The sequence below is a fragment of the Klenkia sesuvii genome (genome assembly GCF_037083825.1).
GTDB classification, from domain to species: domain Bacteria; phylum Actinomycetota; class Actinomycetes; order Mycobacteriales; family Geodermatophilaceae; genus Klenkia; species Klenkia sesuvii.
The window spans coordinates 42,147-61,085 of record NZ_JBAPLU010000003.1; the positions used below are offsets into that span (position 1 = coordinate 42,147).

The following is an 18,939-nucleotide window of genomic DNA, read 5'->3' on the forward strand; positions in this document are numbered from 1 at the left end:
GGGAGACACCATGACCGCCACCGACGACCTCGTCGACCGCAACCGCACGTGGTCGGCGGCGCAGGCGCCGTCCGACCTGCCCATCCAGCCCAGGCTGCACGTCGCGATCGTGACCTGCATGGACTCCCGGCTGGACCTGTTCGACGTGCTGGGCCTGGCGCCGGGCGAGGCGCACGTGCTGCGCAACGCCGGCGGCGTCGTGACCGACGACGTCGTCCGGTCCCTGGCCATCTCCCAGCGCAAGCTGGGCACCCGCGAGGTGGTGCTCGTGCACCACACCGACTGCGGCATGCAGAAGATCACCGACGACGGGTTCCGCGCCGAGCTGCAGGCCGACAGCGGGGTCTCCCCCTCGTTCGCGATCGAGACCTTCACCGACCTGGAGGCCGACGTCGCGCAGTCGGTGCGGCGGGTCCGCCGCTCGCCCTTCCTGCTGTTCCCCGACGCCGTCCGCGGCTTCGTGCACGACGTGGCCACCCACGAGCTGCGGGAGGTCGTGGTACCCGGGCGTGGCGACCGGCGCGAGCGGGACCTGGACCGGGAGCGCCAGCGCGCCCTCAGTCCAGTCCGCCTCGCAGTCTCTTGAGCTGCCCGCGCTGCTTCTTGGCGGTGATCCGGCGCTCCTTCGACCCGCGGGTGGGCTTCGTCCTCCTGCGCGGCGGTGCGGGCGGGGCCAGCGCCTGACCGATGGCCATCGCCATCCGGGCGCGGGCGGCCTCGCGGTTGCGCAGCTGCTGCCGGTGCTCGCTCGCCGTGATGGTCAGGACGCCGTCGACCAGCCGGGACCCGAGCCGCTCGGCGAGGCGGGCCTGCTGGTGCTCGGTCAGGCCGGGGACCTCCAGCACCCGCACCGACAGCTCGACCCGGCTGTCGGCGGTGTTGACGCCCTGCCCGCCGGGGCCCGAGGACCGGCTGAACCGCCAGCCGAGCATCGCCGCGGGCACGACCAGCCGCGGGGTGACCGGGAGGTCGCCGGCGGGGTCGTCGGTGGGCACGCCGACCATTGTCCGCATGAGCACCTCCCTCGCCGCTGCGCTGGCCGCCGGACCCGTCGTCCTGGACGGCGGGCTGTCCACCGAGCTGGAGTCCCGCGGGCACGACGTGACCAGCGCGCTGTGGTCGGCCCGGCTGCTGCGCGACGACCCCGGGGCCATCCGCGACGCGCACGCCGCCTTCGCGGCCGCCGGCGCGCAGGTCGCCACGACCGCGAGCTACCAGGCCACGCTGCCCGGCTTCGCCGCCGCCGGGTTCGACGACGCCGCGGGGCTCATCGCGCGGTCGGTGCAGCTGGCCCGGGCGGGCGCGCCGTCCTCGTGGGTGGCCGGGTCGGTGGGGCCGTACGGGGCGTACCTGGCCGACGGGTCGGAGTACACGGGCGCCTACCTGTCCGACGTCGGCGTGGCGCAGCTGCGGGCGTTCCACCGGCCGCGGCTGGAGGTGCTCGCCGAGGCCGGGGTCGACGTGCTGGCGTGCGAGACGCTGCCGGGGGCGGCCGAGGTCGAGGCGCTGCTGGCCGAGCTGGAGCCGCTCGGCGTCCCGGCATGGGTCTCGCTGACCGTCGTGACCGGCCCGGACGGCGTCGTCCACACCCGGCGCGGCGAACCGCTGGCCGACGTCGTGGCCCTCGCCCGACCGCACGTGCTGGCGGTCGGGGTGAACTGCACCGAGCCGTCGGGTGTCCCTGCCGCGCTGGCCACCGGGGCCACGGTCGTCTACCCGAACAGCGGGGAGACCTGGGACGCCGGGGCGCGGGCCTGGACCGGGTCCACGGGCGCCGGCTGGGACGTGCCGGCCTGGGTCGCCGCCGGCGCGCGGCTGGTCGGCGGCTGCTGCCGCGTGCGCCCGTCCGACGTGGCTGCGGTGGCCGCCGCCGTCCGGCCCTCCCGTTGATCATCGCCCGGTGGCGGTCGCCGTCCGCGTGTCGGGCAGCCACCCGCCGATGATCAACACCGGTCGGGGACCCTGGGAGGCACGATGACCGTTCTCTCGCCTCCCGACGGCGCCGACGCCGACACCCTGTTCGCCGAGTTCGCCGCCTGGGCCGCCGACGCGGGCACCGAGCTGTACCCGCACCAGGAGGAGGCGCTGATCGAGCTGGTCAGCGGCGCCAACGTGGTGCTCGCGACCCCCACCGGCTCGGGCAAGTCGCTGGTCGCCACGGGCGCGCAGTACGCCGCGCTCGCCCAGGACCGGGTCAGCTTCTACACCGCACCGATCAAGGCGCTGGTCAGCGAGAAGTTCTTCGCCCTGTGCGGGGTGTTCGGCGCGGAGAACGTCGGCATGCTCACCGGCGACGCCGCGGTCAACGCCGACGCCCCGATCATCGCCTGCACCGCCGAGGTGCTGGCCAACATCGCGCTGCGCGAGGGGCCCGAGGCCGACATCGGGCTCGTGGTGATGGACGAGTTCCACTTCTACGGCGACCCCGACCGCGGCTGGGCCTGGCAGGTGCCGATCCTGGAGCTGCCGCACGCCCAGTTCCTGCTCATGTCGGCGACCCTGGGCGACACCACCGCCCTGCGCGAGGACCTCACCCGCCGCACCGGCCGACCCACCGCCCTGGTCGCCGGCGCCGAGCGCCCGGTGCCGCTGCACTTCTCCTACGCCACCACCCCGGCGCACGAGACGATCCAGGAGCTGCTGGACACCCGGCAGGCCCCGGTGTACGTCGTCCACTTCACCCAGGCCGCGGCGCTCGAGCGGGCCCAGGCGCTGATGAGCGTGAACGTGTGCACCAAGGAGGAGAAGGCGAAGATCGCCGACCTGATCGGCGGGTTCCGGTTCTCCAGCGCCTTCGGGACGACGCTCTCCCGCCTGGTGCGGCACGGCATCGGCGTGCACCACGCCGGCATGCTGCCCAAGTACCGGCGGCTGGTGGAGCAGCTGGCCCAGGCCGGGCTGCTCAAGGTCATCTGCGGCACCGACACCCTGGGCGTCGGGATCAACGTGCCGATCCGCACGGTGGTGTTCTCGGCGCTCTCGAAGTACGACGGCACCCGGATGCGGTTGCTGTCGGCGCGGGAGTTCCACCAGATCGCCGGCCGGGCCGGACGCGCCGGGTTCGACACCGCGGGGTACGTCGTGGTCCAGGCACCCGACCACGAGGTCGAGAACCTCAAGCAGTTCGCCAAGGTCGCCGACGACCCGAAGAAGCGCCGCAAGCTGGTGCGCAAGAAGGTGCCCGAGGGCATGGTGCCGTGGAGCGAGGCGACCGCGCAGCGGCTGGAGACCGCCGAGCCCGAGGCGCTGACGTCGCACTTCCAGGTGACCACCGGGATGCTGCTCAACGTGCTGGCCCGCCCGGGCGACCCGGTGGCGGCGCTGGCCAAGCTGCTCACCGACAACCACGAGCCGCGCAAGCGACAGCTCAGGCACATCCGCGACGCGGTCGGCATCGGCCGCACGCTGATCGCCGCCGAGGTGGTCGAGCGGGTCGTCGTGGACGGCCGCCCCACCTACCGGCTGACCGGGGACCTGCCGCCGGGCTTCGCGCTGAACCAGCAGCTGTCGACGTTCGCGCTCGCCGTCATCGACCTGCTGGACCCCGCGTCGGAGACGTTCGTGGTGGACGTCGTGAGCGTCATCGAGTCGACGCTCGACGACCCCCGGCAGATCCTCGGCGCCCAGCTGAACAAGGCCCGCGGCGAGGCCGTGGCCGAGATGAAGGCCGAGGGGATCGAGTACGAGGAGCGCATGGAGCTCCTGGAGGACGTCACCTACCCCAAGCCGCTCGCCGAGCTGCTGGAGGCCGCCCACGAGACGTTCGTGCGCGGCAACCCGTGGGCGGCGGCGGTGGAGCCCTCGCCGAAGAGCGTCGTCCGGGACATGTGGGAGAACGCCTACACCTTCCGCGAGCTGGTGAACGCCTACGGGCTGACCCGTTCGGAGGGCGCGGTGCTTCGCTACCTCACCGACGCCTACCGGGCACTGCGGTCCGGCGTCCCCGCCGAGGCGCGCACGGAGGAGGTCACCGACGTGGTCGAGTGGCTGGGCGAGGTCGTCCGGCAGGTCGACTCGTCGCTGCTCGACGAGTGGGAGGAGCTGACCGCGGTGGGTGGGGGCGCCGCAGCCGACGTCGCCGTCCCCGCGGTGCCGACGCGGCCGCGGCCGCTTACCGGCAACGTGCGGGCGTTCACCGCGATGGTGCGCAACGCCGTCTGGCAGCGGGTGCAGTTCTGGGCGCGGCGACGCTGGTACGACCTCGGTGAGCTGGACGCCGGCTCAGGTTGGGACGCCGACCGCTGGGGGGAGGTCGTGCAGGCCTACTTCGCGCAGCACTCCTCCGTCGAGACCGGCGCGGACGCCCGGGGGCCGGCGCTGTTCGTCGTCGACCGTTCCGCGCGCCCGGGGTTCTGGGAGGTGCGGCAGATCATCGACGACCCGGACGGCGACCACGACTGGGGCATCGACGTCGAGGTCGACCTGGAGGCCTCCGACGACCAGGGCGCCCCGGTGCTGCGCGTCGTCGACGCCGGACGCAAGGACTCGTGACCTGGTGGGAGGTGCTCGCGGTGGTGGCCGCGGGCCTGGCCGCGGGCGGCATCAACGCCGTCGTGGGCTCCGGCACCCTGGTGACCTTCCCCGTGCTGCTGGCCGTGGGGCTGCCCCCGGTGACCGCGACGGTGTCGAACTCGATGGGCCTGGTGCCGGGCAACCTCACGGGGGCGCTGGGCTACCGGCGTGAGCTGGCCGGGCAGCGCCGGTTGCTGCTGTCGCTGTTCCCGGCGTCGGTGCTGGGCGCACTCACGGGGGCGTTCCTGCTGCTGCACCTCCCGGCGGCGGCCTTCGAGACCATCGTGCCGGTGCTGGTCGCGGTGGCCGTCGTGCTGGTCGCCGTCCAGCCGTTGCTGCAGCGGTGGCTGGCCGCCCGCCGCTCCGGAGCCGGGCCCTCGCCCACCGACCGGGTCGGGCCTGGGCGCACCGCGGCCCTCTTCGGCTGCGCGTACGCCACCGGCACCTACGGCGGGTACTTCGCCGCCAGCCAGGGCGTGCTGCAGATCGGCCTGTTCGGCCTGCTCCTCCCCCACTCGCTGCAGCAGCTCAACGCCCTCAAGAACGTGCTCACGCTGGGGGTGAACGGGGTCGCGGCCCTCACCTACGTCGTCGTCGCGGCCGACCGCGTCGACTGGCGTGCGGCCGGGCTGGTCGCCGCCGGGTCGCTGGTGGGCGGCTTCCTCGGCGGCCGGTACGGACGACGGCTGCCCTCGTGGCTGCTGCGCTCGCTCATCGTGGTGGTCGGCATCGTGGCGATCGTGGTGCTGCTGACGTGAGCTGGGTGGAGTGGGTGCTGCTGCTCGTCGCCGGGGTCGGCGGCGGGCTCACCGGGTCGATCGCCGGGCTCGCGTCGCTGGTGAGCTACCCCGCGCTGCTGGCCGCGGGGTTGCCGCCGGTGACCGCGAACGTCACCAACACCGTGGCGCTGGTGTTCAACGGGGTCGGCTCGGTGAGCGCCTCCCGCCCCGAGCTCACCGGCCAGGGACGGCGGCTGGCGCGGCTGGCCGTGGCGGCGCTGCTCGGCGGGGCCACCGGCACCGTCCTGCTGCTGATCACGCCTGCGGGCGGGTTCGAGCGCATCGTGCCCTTCCTGATCGCCGGGGCGTCGGTGGCGATCCTGGTGCAGCGGCCGCCCCGCGAGCTGGCGGCCGAGGGGGCTCGGGGGTCCCACGGCTCGGGTTGGGCCCTGGCGGTCGGGGTGTACGTGATCGCCATCTACGGCGGCTACTTCGGCGCCGCGGCCGGTGTGCTCATGCTCGCGATGTTCCTGCTGGCCACCGGCACCACGGTGCCGCGGGGCAACGCGGCCAAGAACGTGCTGCTGCTGGTCGCCAACCTGGTTGCCGCTGTCGGCTACGCACTGTTCGCCGACGTCGCCTGGGTCGCGATGCTGCCGCTGGCGATCGGTTTCTTCCTCGGCGGCCGGCTGGGTCCCCGGGTGGTGCGCCGGGTCGACGCCACGTGGCTGCGCCGGGTGATCGCGCTGCTCGGCCTGGGCCTGGCGGTCAAGCTGGGGATCGACGCCTTCGGCTGAGTGCACAGGCCGGTCGGGCTCTGCGGGGGTGGCCGCACATCCTGCACGGTGGCCGGCCGGTGCCCGGTGCGCAGACCGTGGACGATGTCCGGCCACCCCTCGGGCGCGGTGCGCGGAGCGGTCAGGCGGGAGCGGCGATGGTGGCCGCGGTGGTGGTGACCCGGGCCAGCTGAGGGAAGGTGCGGGCGATCGCGAACTCGTGCACCACGGCGTCGGTGCCGCTGCACGCGTCCTCGGGCACCACCACCCCGTAGCCGTGGTCGTGGGCGGCCCGCGCCGTCGACTCGACCCCCCGTCGGTGGTCAGCCCGGCCAGCACCACCGTGGTCACCGACCGGGCACGCAGCTGCGCGTCCAGGTCGGTGCCGTGGAACGCGCTGCACGCCGACCGCACCAGCACCACGTCACCGAGCAGGCGCAGCTCCCCCACCACCTCGCCGATGCCGGGCACCGGTCCCCGCCGCCCGGCATCGGCGTCGACCGGCGGTCGGTCTCCGTCGTCGGGGGTGCGCCGCGCCAGCACGACCGGTGCACCCACCGACCGGAAGGCCTCGCACAGCTGCAGCGCGTTCTCCACCACCGTGTCGGCCGGGTGCGGCCCGACGTCCCGACCCACCACCCCCCCCGCTGCAGGTCCACCACCAGCAACGCCGTGCTGGCCGGGTCGAGCGACGGGACGGGCACAGGACCCCCACGGCGACGGGTCGGACGGCGGCAGCCTCCCACGACGGGGTCAGCGGGACCCCTTCGGCCGGGCCCGCAGGTGCATGCGCTCGCCCTGCTTGCTGAACAGGGCCAGCATCTCCACCGGGCGGTCGTCGGCGCTGCCGAACCAGTGCGGCGTGCGGGTGTCGAACTCCGCCGCCTCCCCGCGACCCAGCACCAGGTCGTGCTCGGCCAGCACCAGCCGCAGCCGACCTGACAGCACGTACAGCCAGTCGTAGCCCTCGTGCGTCTTCTGGTCCGGCTCCGCGCCCCGCTCCGACCCGGCCGGGATCAGCAGCTTGTACGCCTGCAACCCACCGGGCTGGGTCGACAGCGGCCACATCGTCATGCCGTGCATCTGCACCGGGTCCGCCCGCACCCGTGGGTCCCCCACCGGCGGCGCCCCGACGAGCTCGTCGAGGGGCACCCCGTGCGCCCGCGCGATCGGCAGCAGCAGCTCCAGCGTCGGCTTGCGCCCCCCGGACTCCAACCGCGACAGCGTGCTCACCGAGATCCCGGTGGCGGCCGACAGCGCGGTGAGGGTCAGGTCCCGCCGCTGCCGCAGCGCCCGCAGCCGCGGCCCCACCCCCGCCAGCACCGCCTCGTCGGTCGGCATGTCGACATCTCGACTCCCCGCACCACCGCGCGTCACAGCAGTCTCCGGGTCCCCGGCGCCACCACCCGCAACCAGCGGTACCCGTACCCCTCCAGCGGCAGGTCGGCCCGCCCGTGCTCGTCGAGCGCCGTCGTCCCCTCCACCAGCAGGTCGGCCAGCAGGTGGTCGGCCCCGCACCCGTCCAGGGTCACCGGGACGACCGCCGGCTCGGACCCCAGGTTGTGCAGCGCGAGCAGCGCGCCGTCCTCCCACGAGCACAGGTGCGCCAGCACGGCGGTGTGCGGCTGCTCCAGCACCCCGAACGAGCCCCAGCCCAGTTCCGGGCACTCCTTGCGCCGGGCGATCAACCGCCGGAAGAACGCCAGCAGCGAGTCGGGGTCCTTGCGCTGGTCGGCGACGTTGACGAACTCCGGCGCGTACCCACCGGTCACCACCGGGCCGGGCAGCTTCGACGCCTTCACCCGCGAGAAACCACCGTTGGGCCCCGACGTCCACTGCATCGGCGTGCGCACGGCGAGCCGGCTGCCGACGTCGAGCTGCTCGCCCATCCCGATCTCCTCGCCGTAGAAGATCGTCGGCGTCCCCGGCAGCGAGAACAGCAGGCTGTAGACCATCCGGATGCGCCGCGGGTCCCCGCCCAGCATCGGCGGGAGTCGGCGGATCAGGCCCCGGTCGTAGATCTGCATCGCCGGGTCGGGCCCGAAGGCGGCGAAGACCTCCTGCCGCTCCTCGTCCGAGAGCTTGTCCAGCGTGAGCTCGTCGTGGTTGCGCACGAAGGTGGCCCACTGCGAGTCCGACGACGTGGCCGGCCGGCCGGTCAGCGCCCGGGCCAACGGTCCGGCGTCGGCGCGGGCCAGCGAGAGGTAGGTGGCCTGCATGCCGATGAAGTCGAACTGCATCGTCAGCTCGTCGCCGTCGGCGCCGCCGAAGAACTCCAGCTGCTGCTGATGGGGCAGGTTGACCTCGCCCAGCAGGATGCCGCCGTGGGTCCGCCGGTCCAGGAAGGCCCGCACGTCGCGCAGCCACTGGTGGGGGTCGGGCAGCCGGTCGGCCTCGGCGCCATTGGTGTCCAGCAGGAACGGGACGGCGTCCATCCGGAACCCGTCGAGCCCCAGCTGCGTCCAGAACCCGACGATCTTGGCGATCTCGTCGCGGACCAGTGGGTTCGTCACGTCCAGGTCGGGCTGGGTCTTGTAGAACTGGTGCAGGTAGTACTCGCCGGTCTTCTCGTCGAGCTCCCAGATCGAGTCTTCCTGGTCGGGGAAGACCACCTGGTCGCTGGTGTCCGGCGGGGCGTCGGCGCGCCACACGTACCAGTCACGCTTGGGGCGGTCCTTGGACCGGCGCGACTCCTTGAACCACGGGTGCTGGTCGGAGGTGTGGTTGACCACCAGGTCGGCGATGACGCGCAACCCCCGGTCGTGGGCGGTGCGGATCAGCTCGACCAGGTCGCCGTGAGTGCCCAGCCGGGGATCGACGCCGTAGAAGTCGGTGATGTCGTAGCCGTCGTCCCGCTCGGCGGTCGGGTAGAAGGGCATCAACCACAGGCAGGTGACGCCGAGGTCCACCAGGTGGTCCAGCCGCTGCACCAGGCCGGTGAAGTCGCCGGTGCCGTCGTCGTCCCAGTCCATGAACGTCTCGACGTCCAGGCAGTACAGGACGGCGTTCTTCCACCACAGGTCGGCGGTGTCGCTGACCCTCATGCCAGCACCGCCGGCTGCGGCTCCTGCTCGGGACGGCGCACGCCCTCCGGCCCCGGCGGGTCGATGGCCACCGCGGGCCCGGGCCGGGTGACGTCGAGCTGCGGCAGCACGTGCGCGCCGAACGCGTCGAGGAACGCCGACTGGGTCTGCCCGACGTGGTGCAGCACCACCTGGTCGAACCCCAGCTCGGCGTACTCGGCGATCCAGGCGGCGTGCTGCCCGAGGTCGGCCGACACCCGCACTGCCTCGCCCACCTGCTCGCGGGTGACCAGCGCCCCGACCTGGTCGAAGCTCTTCGCGCCCTCCAGCTCCCAGCACGTCGGCGGCGGCAGCAGGTTCGAGCGCCACTGGTCGTACGCGATCTCCAGCGCCTCCTCCTCGTCCGGCGCCCAGGACAGGTGCACCTGCACCGTGGCCGGACCCTGCCCGCCGGCGTCCCGGTAGGCGGCCAGCAGCTCCCGCAGCCGGTCGTGCGGCTGGTTGATGGTGATCAGGCCGTCGGCCCAGTCGGCACCCCGACGGGCGGTCTCCACGGTGACCGCGGGGCAGACCAGGGCGGGTTGCTCCTCCGGCAGCGACCAGACGCGCGCCCGGTCGACGGTGACCAGCCCGTCGTGGGTGACCTCCTCGCCGGCCAGCAGTGCCCGGATGACGTCGACGCACTCGCGCAGCCGCGCGTCGCGCAGCTCCTTGCGCGGCCACTGCTGCCCGGTGATGTGCTCGTTCATCAGCTCACCGGACCCCAGCGCCACCCAGAACCGACCCGGGTTCATCTGCGCCAGCGTGGCGACGGCCTGGGCGATGATCACGGGGTGGTAGCGCTGGCCGGGCGCGTTGACCGCCCCGAACGGCAGCGACGTCGTGGCCAGCGCGGCGCCGAGCCAGGACCAGGCGAACCCGGACTGGCCCTGCCGCACCGACCAGGGCTCGAGGTGGTCCGAGCACATGGCGGCGGTGAACCCGACCCGCTCGGCGTGCTGGACGGCGGTGAGCAGCTCCGACGGTGGGATCTGCTCGTGGCTGGCGTGGAACCCGATGACGGTCACCCGAGATGTGTAGCGGCTGTGCGAGCCGGCAGCATCCCGGGCGGCAGCTGGTGGACCCCGCATCCGCGCCGACGGCCGTACCCGACCAGCGCGCCGCACCGGACACTGGACGCCGTGCTCCCCGACGACGTCGACCTGCCCGTGCGGTCGGTGCTGCCCCAGCTGGCGGCGGCGCTCGACAGCCACGGCAGCGCCGTCCTGGTGGCCCCGCCGGGCACCGGCAAGACTACGCTGGTGCCGCTGGCCCTTGCCGCGAACGGCGCCGTCGTGGTCGCCGAGCCGCGGCGCGTGGCCGCCCGGGCGGCGGCCCGGCGGATGGCTTCGCTGCTCGGCGAGGAGGTGGGGCAGCGGGTCGGCTACAGCGTGCGCGGGGAGTCCCGACGCTCGGCGGACACCCGCGTGGAGGTGGTCACCACCGGGCTGCTGGTGCGCCGGCTGCAGGCCGACCCCGAGCTGCCCGGCGTCGCCGTCGTCGTCCTGGACGAGGTGCACGAGCGGCACACCGACACCGACCTCGCGCTGGCCTTCGCCCTCGACGTCCGGGCGGCCCTGCGCCCGGAGCTGCAGGTGCTGGCCATGTCGGCCACCGCCCAGGCCGACCGGCTGGCCGACCTGCTGGGCGGGGCGCCCGTGGTCGAGGCGACCGGCGCACTGTTCGACGTCGAGGTGGTGTGGCACCCGGTCCCGGCCGGTCCGGGCGCCGACCCCCGGCTGCTCGACGCCGCGGCCGACGCCGTGCGGCGGGCCCTGGCCGAGGGCCCGCACGACGTGCTGGTGTTCCTGCCCGGGTCGGGCGAGATCGGCGCGGTGCAGCGCCGGCTGGCCGGGGTCGAGGCCGACGTCCTGCCGCTGCACGGACGGCTCCCCGCGGCCGAGCAGGACGCCGCCCTGCACCCCCGTGGCCGCCGGCGGGTGGTGCTGGCCACCGACGTCGCCGAGTCCAGCCTCACGGTTCCCGGCGTCCGGGTGGTGGTCGACGCCGGGCTGGCCCGCACACCGCGGATCGACCTGTCCCGCGGCATGGGCACGCTGGTGACCGTGCCGGCGTCGCAGGCCGCGGCGACCCAGCGGGCCGGGCGCGCGGGCCGCGAGGGCCCCGGGCGGGTGCACCGCCTGTGGTCGGCGGCCGAGCACGCCCGCCGACCGGCCGCCCCGGAACCGGCCATGGCCACCGCCGACCTCACCCAGGTCGCCCTCGACCTCGCCGCCTGGGGCGCCCCCGGCGGGGTGGGTCTGGCGCTGCTGGACCCGCCGCCGACGGCCGCGCTGGAGGTCGCCGGGCAGACGCTGCGCGACCTGGGGGCCGTCGACGGGGCCGGTCGCATCACCGACCGCGGACGGCGGCTGGCCGGCGTCGGGATCCACCCCCGGCTGGCCCGGGCCCTGCTCGACGGCGCCCCGCTGGTCGGTTCCCGGCGGGCGGCCGAGGTGGTCGCCCTCCTGGCGGCCGACGGAGCCCCGCGCACCGACGACCTCGCGGCCGCGCTGCGGGCCGGTGGCCCCTGGCGGGACGACGTCCGCCGGCTGGAGCGCGCCGTCCCCGCAGCGCCCCGCACCGGGCTCCCCGACGACGCCGCCGTCGGCCTGGTCGCCGCGCTGGCCCACCCCGGGTGGCTGGCCCGCCGCCGTCCGGGCACCGAGCGGACCTACCTGCTGGCCGGCGGCACCGGAGCCGAACTCGTGCCCGGGTCCCCGCTGGCCGGGGCGGAGTGGCTCGCCGTCGCGGTCGCCGACCGGGCGCCGGGACGGCGGGACGCCCGCATCCGCCTGGCCGCCGCGGTCGACCGGGCCACCGCGCTCGAGGTCGGCGCGCACGCCGAGGGCCCCGAGGTGGTCTGGCGCGACGGCGACGTGCGCGCCGCCCGGGTCGAGCGGCTGGGTGCGGTCGTGCTGACCGAGCGCCCGCTGCCCGACCCCGACCCGGCGCTGGTCGCCGCCGCGGTCGCCGAGGGCCTGCGCGCCGAGGGGTTGGACCTGCTGCGCTGGACGCCGGCCGTCACCTCGCTGCGGCAGCGGCTGGCGGCCGCCCACGCCGGGCTCGGGGACCCCTGGCCGGCCGTGGACGACGACGCCCTGCGCGCCGCCCTCGCCGCCACCCCGCAGGTGCAGGCCGCCCGCAGCCGGGCCGACCTGCGCCGGCTCGACCTGGTGGCCGCGCTCCGCGCGCTCGTGCCGTGTCAGGTGGCCGGCGCGCTCGACGACGTCGTCCCGGAGAAGGTGGTCGTGCCCGGCGGCACCGGCCACCGGGTGGACTACACCGACCCCGAGGTGCCGACCGCCTCGATGCGGGTGCAGGAGGCCTTCGGGTGGCGCAGCACCCCGGTGGTCGCCGGCCGGCCGCTGCGGCTGGAGCTGCTGTCCCCCGCCCGCCGGGTCGTGGCCACCACCGGGGACCTGGCCGGGTTCTGGACCACCGGCTACCCGGCCGTCCGCAGCGAGCTGCGCGGCCGCTACCCCCGGCACCCCTGGCCCGAGGACCCGGCCGTCGCCGTGCCGACGCGCCGCGCGAAGCCCCGGGGCTGAGTCACACCGGGTCGCCGAGGATGATGACCGGCCGTGCAGAGACGACACGTGGAAGCCGACATCTCCCGCTCCTGGCTGCTGGTCAACGGCGCCCGCGACCACGCGGAGTTCGACGAGAAGCTGGCCTCCCGGGCCGACCAGGTCATCCTCGACATCGAGGACGCCGTCGACCCCAAGGCCAAGCCGGATGCCCGAGCCTCGGTCGTCGAGTACCTGTCGGTCGAGCGCGACCGCCAGGCCTGGGTGCGGATCAACGACCACTCCACCCCGTTCTGGGCCGACGACGTCGCCGCGCTGGCCGGCCTGCCCGGGCTGGCCGGGGTGATGCTGGCCAAGACCGAGGCCGCCGAGCACGTCACCGAGACCTTCGACCGCCTCGGCGGGGCCACCCGGGTGCTCGCGCTGGTCGAGTCGGCCCTGGGCATCGAGGAGGCCGTGCGCATCGCCAAGGCCCGCGGCGCCTTCCGGCTGGCCTTCGGCTCGGGTGACTACCGCCGCGACACCGGCACCGCCGCCGACGACCTGGCCATGGCCTACCCGCGATCGCGCCTGGTCGTGGGCAGCCGGGTCGGCGGCCTGCCCGGCCCGATCGACGGCCCGACCGTCGGCTCCAGCCACGGCGTGCTGCGCGACGCCACCGAGGTCACCGTCTCCCTCGGGCTGACCGGCAAGCTGTGCCTGGACACCGACCAGCTGCCGGTGATCAACGAGGTGATCTCCCCCACCCCCTCCGACGTCGCCTGGGCCACCGACTTCCTCGCCGACTTCGACGCCCGCGGCCAGGTGATCCGCGACGGCAGCGACCTGCCCCGCCTCGGCCGGGCCCGCAAGATCATGAACCTGGCGACCGCGTTCGGCGTCCAGCCCGCCTGAGCCCGGGGTGCTCACCGCCCCACGAGCCCCGAGGATGGGGTGCGTGAGCACAGACCGCTGGGGCATCGACGACAGCTGGCTCGACGCGCTCGACACCGAGCACACCGTCGACCGGGCGACCATCGACCGGCTGCGCGAGGTGATCGGCGAGCCACCCGCCGACCTGGAGGAGACCGCGCCGATCGTCGCGGTGCCCGGCGACGCCCTCGAGGTCGACCACGCCGTCGTGGTGTGCGAGGACGGCACCAGCATCGACGTCGACGGCGAGCTGCCCGCCGACGTGCCGCTGGGCTACCACCGCCTGCGCACCCCCGACGGTCGTGACCGGCTGCTCGTCGTGCACCCGGGCCGCTGCTGGCTGCCCGAGGAGCGCAGCTGGGGGTGGGCTGTGCAGCTCTACGCCGCGCGCGGGCGCGGCAGCGCGGGCATCGGCGACCTGGCCGACCTGCGCACCGTCCGCGAGCTGGCCGAGTCCCAGGGGGCCGGCTTCGTCCTGGTCAACCCGCTGCACGCGGTCGGACCGGGGCCCGAGCAGGAGGACAGCCCCTACCTGCCGGCCACCCGCCGGTTCCGCAACCCCGTCTACCTGCGCCTGGACGACGTCCCCGGCGTGCAGCTCACCGACGACGACCGGGCCCGCGCCGCCGAGCTCAACGGCGCCGAGCTCGTCGACCGCGACGCGACCTGGGCGTTCAAGCGCGCCGTCCTGCAGCGCACCTTCGACGCCGACCCCGACGTCGCGGGCTTCCGCGACTGGTGGTGGCACCAGGGGCAGCCGCTGCAGGACTGGGCCAACTGGGCCGCGATCGCCGACGAGCACGGGGCGAACTGGCCCGACTGGCCGGCCGACCTGCGCGACCCCCGCTCGGACGCCGTCCGGGCCTGGTCGACCGACCACGAGCCGCAGGTGGCCTTCCACGCCTGGCTGCAGTGGCTGCTCGACGGCCAGCTGGCCGCGGCCACCGGTGACCTCACGGTCATCCAGGACCTGCCGATCGGGGTGTCCGGCGGCGGCGCCGACGCGTGGGCCTGGCAGGACGTGCTCGCCGAGGGCGTCAGCGTGGGCGCCCCGCCCGACGCGTTCAACGCCAAGGGCCAGGACTGGGGCTCGCCGCCGCTGGTGCCGTGGCGGCTGCGGGCGGCGGACTACGCGCCCTTCGTGGAGTCGATCCGCGCCACCATGGCCGGCGCCGGGGGCCTGCGCATCGACCACGTGATGGGGCTGTTCCGGCTGTGGTGGGTCCCCGGCGGTGACCCGACGGCGGGCGCCTACGTCCGCTACCCCGCCGAGGACCTCCTCGGGATCGTGGCCCTGGAGAGCCACCGCGCGCAGGCCGTCGTGGTCGGCGAGGACCTGGGCACCGTCGAGGACGGCGTCCGCGAGGCCATGGCCGAGCACGGGGTGCTGTCCTACCGCCTGCTGTGGTTCGAGGACGACGCCCCGGCCGAGTGGCCGGCCGCCGCGATGGGCGCGATCACCACGCACGACCTGCCCACCGTCGCGGGGCTGTGGACCGGGTCGGACGTCGCCGAGCAGGTCGAGCTGGGCACCGGTGAGCCCGACCAGCTCGAGCGCGACCGGCAGCAGCTGCTGGCCCACCTGGTCGACGCCCCGGCCGGACCCAGCAGGCGCATGGGCCCGGGCAAGGCGGTGGAGCGGGCGCACGCGCTGCTGGCCACCGCACCCTGCCTGCTGCTGTCGGCGACCCTCGACGACGCCCTCGGCGTGCAGCGGCGGCCCAACGTGCCCGGGGCGATGGCGCGGCCCAACTGGCGGTTGCCCCTCCCGGTGCCGGTCGAGGACCTCGCCGGCCACCGCGGGGTGCGGGACGTCGTCCGGGCCCTCGGGGTTTCGTCGGCGGGCCGCTCGGGGACCGGCTCTTCATGAGCAGCCCCGACCACGACACCCCGACCACCGACGACGTGATGGTGCCGACCGAGAACGTCTCGCCCGACCGCCGCGAGCACGCGAAGGACCCGCACCCCTCGCAGGAGAACCTGGACGCCCGCACGCAGCACGAGCGCGAGCTGGTCGACTCCGACGACGCCTGAGTCGTCCGGGCCTCAGCGCTGGGCCGGGTCGAGGGACCGGGTCCGGCCCAGCGCGAGGGTCAGCAGGAGGGTCGCGGCCACGAACCCGCCGGCCAGCAGCACCACCGCGCCCCACCCGGCGGCCTGCCAGGCCTTCCCGGCCAGGGTGCCGCCGACCGAGGACCCGACGTAGTACCAGAACGAGTAGAGCGACGCGGCCTGCCCGACCGGGCGGCCCCCCAGCGCGGCGCGGGCACCGACCCAGCCGCTGGCCACCGCGTGCGCGGCGAAGAAGCCCACGGTGAGCACGCACAGCCCCAGCACGAAGCACCACAGCGGAGCGGCGAGGGTGAGCGCCAGCCCGCCGGCCATCACCAGCACCGACAGCGGCACCACGAGGCGCCGGCTGGCCCGGTCGGCCCACCACCCGGCCGTCGGGGAGCTGGCCGAGCCCAGCAGGTAGGCCAGGAAGACCAGGGAGGCCAGGGCCGGGGTCAGGTCGTAGGGCGGGGACTCCAGCCGGAAGGTGCCGGCGTTGTAGACCGCCACGAACGCGGCCATGAGGAACGCCGCCACCGCGTACAGCACCAGCAGCGCCGGGTCGGTGAACGCGCTGGCCAACGAACGCAGCAGCGGGGTGCTGCGGTCGACCGGCACGAACCGGCGCGGGGCCGGCGCGAGCAGCCGGACGGCGACCGCGCACGCCACCCCCAGCACGGCCACCCCGCCCAGGGCGATCCGCCAGCCGCCGAGGTCGGTGAGGAACCCGCCCAGCAGCCGGCCGGTGAGACCGCCGACGGCGTTGCCGGCGATGAACAACCCGATGGCGCGCGAGCTCACCGAGGGGTGCAGCTCCTCCCGCAGGTAGGCCACCGCCACCGCCGAGAGGCCGGCCAGGGCGAACCCCTGCGCCCCGCGCAGGACCAGCAGCACCGGCCAGGTCGGCGCCAGCGCGATGGCGACCGCGAGGCCGGCCGACGCGGCCAGGCTCAGCTGCAGCAGGCCGACCCGGCCGCGGCGGTCCGACAGCGGGCCCAGCACGAGCAACCCCACCGCCAAGGACGCGGTGGACACCGAGATCGAGAGGGTGGAGGCCGCGGGGCCGACGTCGAAGGCCCGGGTGAGCTCGGGCAGCAGCGCCTGCGGCTCGTAGAGCATGGCGAAGGTGGCCAGGCCCGCGAGGAACACCGCCAGCGACGCCCGGCGCAGCCCCGGCTCCCCGGCCCGGTGCCCGAGGGGCAGCGGGGCGGGCGCGGTCACGCCGACCACCTTGCAGCGGCCCCCGGCGGCGGGGCCACCCGGGGTCGCCCATCTCACGTCGAGGTCCCAGGCTGGGTGCATGACCGACGCCCAGGTGGAGATCCCCGTCCCCGAGCACCTGCGCCGCTGGCACGAGCTGGACCCGGCCACGGTCGAGCGCGGCACCGTCGGCTTCGTCTGGGGCAACTGCCAGGCCGAGTCGATCCGGCGCATGGTCGCCCCGGCCGGCGCCGCGCACGGCGTGGAGTTCGTGCGGCTGCCCCCGGTGTTCGAGATGACCGAGGGCGAGGTCGACCGGCTGCACGAGCTGGTGGCCACCGCCGGGGTGCTCGTCACCCAGCCGGTCAAGGACGAGTACCGCGTGCCCGGGTGCGGCAGCGAGCAGCTGGTCGCGCTGCTGCCCACCGACGCGCAGGTGGTGCGGGTGCCCACCACCTACTACGAGGGGCTGTTCCCGTGGCAGGTGCACGCCCACGACGCCGACGGCGCGCGGGTCGACGCACCGCTCACCGACTACCACGACCTGCGGCTGCTGCGCGCCGCCGTCGACGGCCTGGACGTCGAGGGAGCCGTGGACCGGGTGCTGGCCTGCACCCCCGACCCGGCCGCCGTGCGGGACCTGGCCGCCCGGTCGCAGGCCGAGCTGCGACGGCGCAACGCCGCCCTGGACGTCGACACCACCGACGCGGTGGTCGCCGGCGGCGCCGAGGCGATGTGGACGGTCAACCACCCCGCCAACGACACCCTGCGCGCGGTCGGCGCCGGCGCGCTGGCCGTGCTGGGGTGGGACGGGGAGCCGGCCGTGCCCGACCACCAGATGCTGGGCAGCGCCAAGGCGCCGCTCGACGCCGCCGTCCTCGCCGCGCTCGACCTGGACCCCGCCCTGGCCCGGCCGCGGTGGGTGCTGGGCGGCCGCGAGGTGCCCTGGGCGGAGGTCGCCGGCGCGCAGCTCGGGCTCTACGCGCAGCGCCCGGACGTGGCCCGGCGTGCCGTCGACCGCTACGCCGACCGGCTCGCGGCACTGGGGTGCTGACCCGCGCCGACGTGGGTTGCTGGGTGCTGAAGTCGGCGGTGCTGCCCGACGAGCTCGCCCCGGGCTGGCGGCCCGGGGACGCCGTCGGGATGGTGCGGTGCGTGCGGCAGTCCTACCGGGTGGACCTGGTGTCGCCCGGTGACCCGGTGCTGCTGTGGTGCAGCGGTCGGGTGGCGCCGGGGGTGCACGCGGTCGGCACGGTGGCCGGCACCCACCCGGCCGGGCCCGAGGTCCTCGTCCGGTGGACCCGGCTCACCGACCCGGTGCCGCGCGGCGCGCTGCTCGCCGACCCCGTCGCGCAGCGCGCTGAGGTGCTGCGGATGCCCGCCGGCAGCAACCCCTCGTGGCTCTCGCCGGCCCAGTGGGCGGCCGTGCGTGCGCTCACCCCGAGCGCGGGGCGTACATGATCAGTGCGACGCCGACCAGGCAGACCAGCGCCCCGGCCACGTCCCAACGATCGGGTCGGAACCCGTCGGCGACCGCGCCCCACAGCAACGACCCGGCGATGAACACCCCGCCGTAGGCGGCCAGCACCCGACCGAACTCCGCCGAGGGCTGCAGCGCCGCGGCGAACCCGTACAGGCCCAGGGCCACCACCCCGGCCCCCACCCACAGCCAGCCCCGCTGCTCGCGCACGCCCTGCCAGACCAGCCAGGCGCCCCCGATCTCCAGCACCGCCGCCAGCACGAACAGGGCGACCGAGCGGGCCGTCACCGGGTGTCCGTGAGCGCGGCGTGCACGACCGCCAGCACGGTGTCGTCGTCCACCCCGTCGGCGCGGGCCGCGGCCACCAGCCGGTTGGCCGCCGCACGCAGCCGGGCCCGGGTCGGGTCACCCGACCCGCCGGTCACCACCGTGCCCGCCCGCCCGCGGCCCTCGACCAGCTCGTCGGCCTCCAGCTCGGTGTAGGCGCGGGCCACGGTGCCCGGGGCCACGCCGAGCTGCTGGGCGAACGCCCGCACGGTGGGCAGCCGGTCGCCCTCGACGAGCTCACCGGTGTGCACGAGGTCGGCCAGCCGCGCCCGCAGCTGCTCGTAGGGCGGGGTGCCGTTGCCGGGCTCGACGGAGACCAGCCCCGCCAGGTCAGCACTCATGGGCGCCAGTCTGCTCCCGGCTGGGACC

General features: G+C 75.4%; 18 protein-coding genes and 1 pseudogene. 11 read left to right on the plus strand and 8 right to left on the minus strand.

What is annotated here, in order from left to right:
- The first annotated feature begins 10 nt into the window (after positions 1-10).
- Positions 11-586, plus strand: coding sequence for a beta-class carbonic anhydrase (locus tag TEK04_RS03715; protein ID WP_336402968.1), 576 nt, complete (start codon positions 11-13; stop codon positions 584-586).
- Here TEK04_RS03715 and arfB read toward each other — a convergent pair.
- A complete protein-coding gene (gene arfB / locus TEK04_RS03720; protein ID WP_336402969.1) occupies positions 558-995 on the minus strand; it encodes an alternative ribosome rescue aminoacyl-tRNA hydrolase ArfB in 438 nt (145 codons plus the stop codon). The two genes, TEK04_RS03715 and arfB, sit on opposite strands and share 29 nt — an antisense overlap.
- Positions 996-1,011: 16 nt before the next feature.
- Between arfB and mmuM the strand changes: the two genes are divergently transcribed.
- From mmuM to TEK04_RS03740, 4 genes are all read left to right on the plus strand, one after another.
- Positions 1,012-1,890 carry a homocysteine S-methyltransferase gene (gene mmuM, locus TEK04_RS03725; RefSeq protein WP_336402970.1) on the plus strand — a complete coding sequence of 293 codons (879 nt, stop codon included), beginning with the start codon at positions 1,012-1,014 and terminating at the stop codon, positions 1,888-1,890.
- Positions 1,891-1,974: 84 nt separating this feature from the next.
- A complete protein-coding gene (locus TEK04_RS03730) occupies positions 1,975-4,491 on the plus strand; it encodes a DEAD/DEAH box helicase (RefSeq protein ID WP_336402971.1) in 2,517 nt (838 codons plus the stop codon).
- Positions 4,488-5,270, plus strand: a complete 783-nt coding sequence (locus TEK04_RS03735) for a sulfite exporter TauE/SafE family protein (RefSeq protein WP_336402972.1) — start codon at positions 4,488-4,490, stop codon at positions 5,268-5,270. Before TEK04_RS03730 ends, TEK04_RS03735 begins: the two co-directional genes overlap by 4 nt.
- Entirely contained in the window at positions 5,267-6,028 is a 762-nt protein-coding gene (locus tag TEK04_RS03740) for a sulfite exporter TauE/SafE family protein (protein WP_336402973.1), read from the plus strand. Before TEK04_RS03735 ends, TEK04_RS03740 begins: the two co-directional genes overlap by 4 nt.
- Before the next feature lie 121 nt (positions 6,029-6,149).
- Here TEK04_RS03740 and TEK04_RS21330 read toward each other — a convergent pair.
- From TEK04_RS21330 to TEK04_RS03760, 4 genes and pseudogenes are all read right to left on the minus strand, one after another.
- Positions 6,150-6,646 (minus strand): annotated as a pseudogene (locus TEK04_RS21330) (cysteine hydrolase family protein).
- Between the two features lie 114 nt (positions 6,647-6,760).
- Entirely contained in the window at positions 6,761-7,348 is a 588-nt protein-coding gene (locus TEK04_RS03750) for a helix-turn-helix domain-containing protein (protein WP_336402974.1), read from the minus strand.
- A gap of 32 nt (positions 7,349-7,380) precedes the next feature.
- The gene (locus TEK04_RS03755; RefSeq protein ID WP_336402975.1) at positions 7,381-9,051 is read right to left on the minus strand and encodes an alpha-amylase family protein; all 1,671 of its coding nucleotides are present in this window, start codon (positions 9,049-9,051) and stop codon (positions 7,381-7,383) included.
- Entirely contained in the window at positions 9,048-10,097 is a 1,050-nt protein-coding gene (locus TEK04_RS03760; RefSeq protein WP_336402976.1) for a TIGR03885 family FMN-dependent LLM class oxidoreductase, read from the minus strand. Before TEK04_RS03760 ends, TEK04_RS03755 begins: the two co-directional genes overlap by 4 nt.
- A gap of 114 nt (positions 10,098-10,211) precedes the next feature.
- Here TEK04_RS03760 and hrpB point away from each other — a divergent pair, with 114 nt between their 5' ends.
- The 4 genes from hrpB to TEK04_RS03780 are packed head-to-tail and all read left to right on the plus strand — an operon-like array spanning position 10,212 to position 15,545.
- Complete coding sequence (gene hrpB, locus TEK04_RS03765; protein WP_336402977.1) at positions 10,212-12,620, plus strand: ATP-dependent helicase HrpB; 2,409 nt, start codon at positions 10,212-10,214, stop codon at positions 12,618-12,620.
- Between the two features lie 48 nt (positions 12,621-12,668).
- Entirely contained in the window at positions 12,669-13,493 is an 825-nt protein-coding gene (locus TEK04_RS03770; protein WP_336402978.1) for an HpcH/HpaI aldolase/citrate lyase family protein, read from the plus strand.
- A gap of 34 nt (positions 13,494-13,527) precedes the next feature.
- Positions 13,528-15,381: a 4-alpha-glucanotransferase gene (gene malQ / locus TEK04_RS03775; protein ID WP_432277312.1), complete on the plus strand. Its 1,854-nt coding sequence runs from the start codon at positions 13,528-13,530 to the stop codon at positions 15,379-15,381.
- Complete coding sequence (locus TEK04_RS03780) at positions 15,378-15,545, plus strand: hypothetical protein (RefSeq protein WP_336402980.1); 168 nt, start codon at positions 15,378-15,380, stop codon at positions 15,543-15,545. Before malQ ends, TEK04_RS03780 begins: the two co-directional genes overlap by 4 nt.
- A 12-nt stretch (positions 15,546-15,557) precedes the next feature.
- On the opposite strand, the gene TEK04_RS03785 is transcribed toward TEK04_RS03780, so the two are convergent.
- Positions 15,558-16,784: an MFS transporter gene (locus tag TEK04_RS03785; protein WP_336402981.1), complete on the minus strand. Its 1,227-nt coding sequence runs from the start codon at positions 16,782-16,784 to the stop codon at positions 15,558-15,560.
- A 79-nt stretch (positions 16,785-16,863) separates the two neighbouring features.
- On the opposite strand from TEK04_RS03785, the gene TEK04_RS03790 reads away from it, so the two are divergent.
- The gene (locus tag TEK04_RS03790; RefSeq protein ID WP_336402982.1) at positions 16,864-17,817 is read left to right on the plus strand and encodes a WcbI family polysaccharide biosynthesis putative acetyltransferase; all 954 of its coding nucleotides are present in this window, start codon (positions 16,864-16,866) and stop codon (positions 17,815-17,817) included.
- 23 nt (positions 17,818-17,840) lie between these two features.
- Complete coding sequence (locus TEK04_RS03795; RefSeq protein WP_336402983.1) at positions 17,841-18,224, plus strand: hypothetical protein; 384 nt, start codon at positions 17,841-17,843, stop codon at positions 18,222-18,224.
- Here the strand turns inward: TEK04_RS03795 and TEK04_RS03800 are convergent.
- Together TEK04_RS03800 and TEK04_RS03805 are read right to left on the minus strand one after the other, a co-directional pair.
- Positions 18,199-18,531: a YnfA family protein gene (locus tag TEK04_RS03800; RefSeq protein WP_336402984.1), complete on the minus strand. Its 333-nt coding sequence runs from the start codon at positions 18,529-18,531 to the stop codon at positions 18,199-18,201. The two genes, TEK04_RS03795 and TEK04_RS03800, sit on opposite strands and share 26 nt — an antisense overlap.
- Complete coding sequence (locus TEK04_RS03805; RefSeq protein WP_336402985.1) at positions 18,528-18,911, minus strand: GntR family transcriptional regulator; 384 nt, start codon at positions 18,909-18,911, stop codon at positions 18,528-18,530. The genes TEK04_RS03800 and TEK04_RS03805 overlap by 4 nt, the downstream gene beginning before the upstream one ends.
- Between the last annotated feature and the right edge of the window lie 28 nt (positions 18,912-18,939).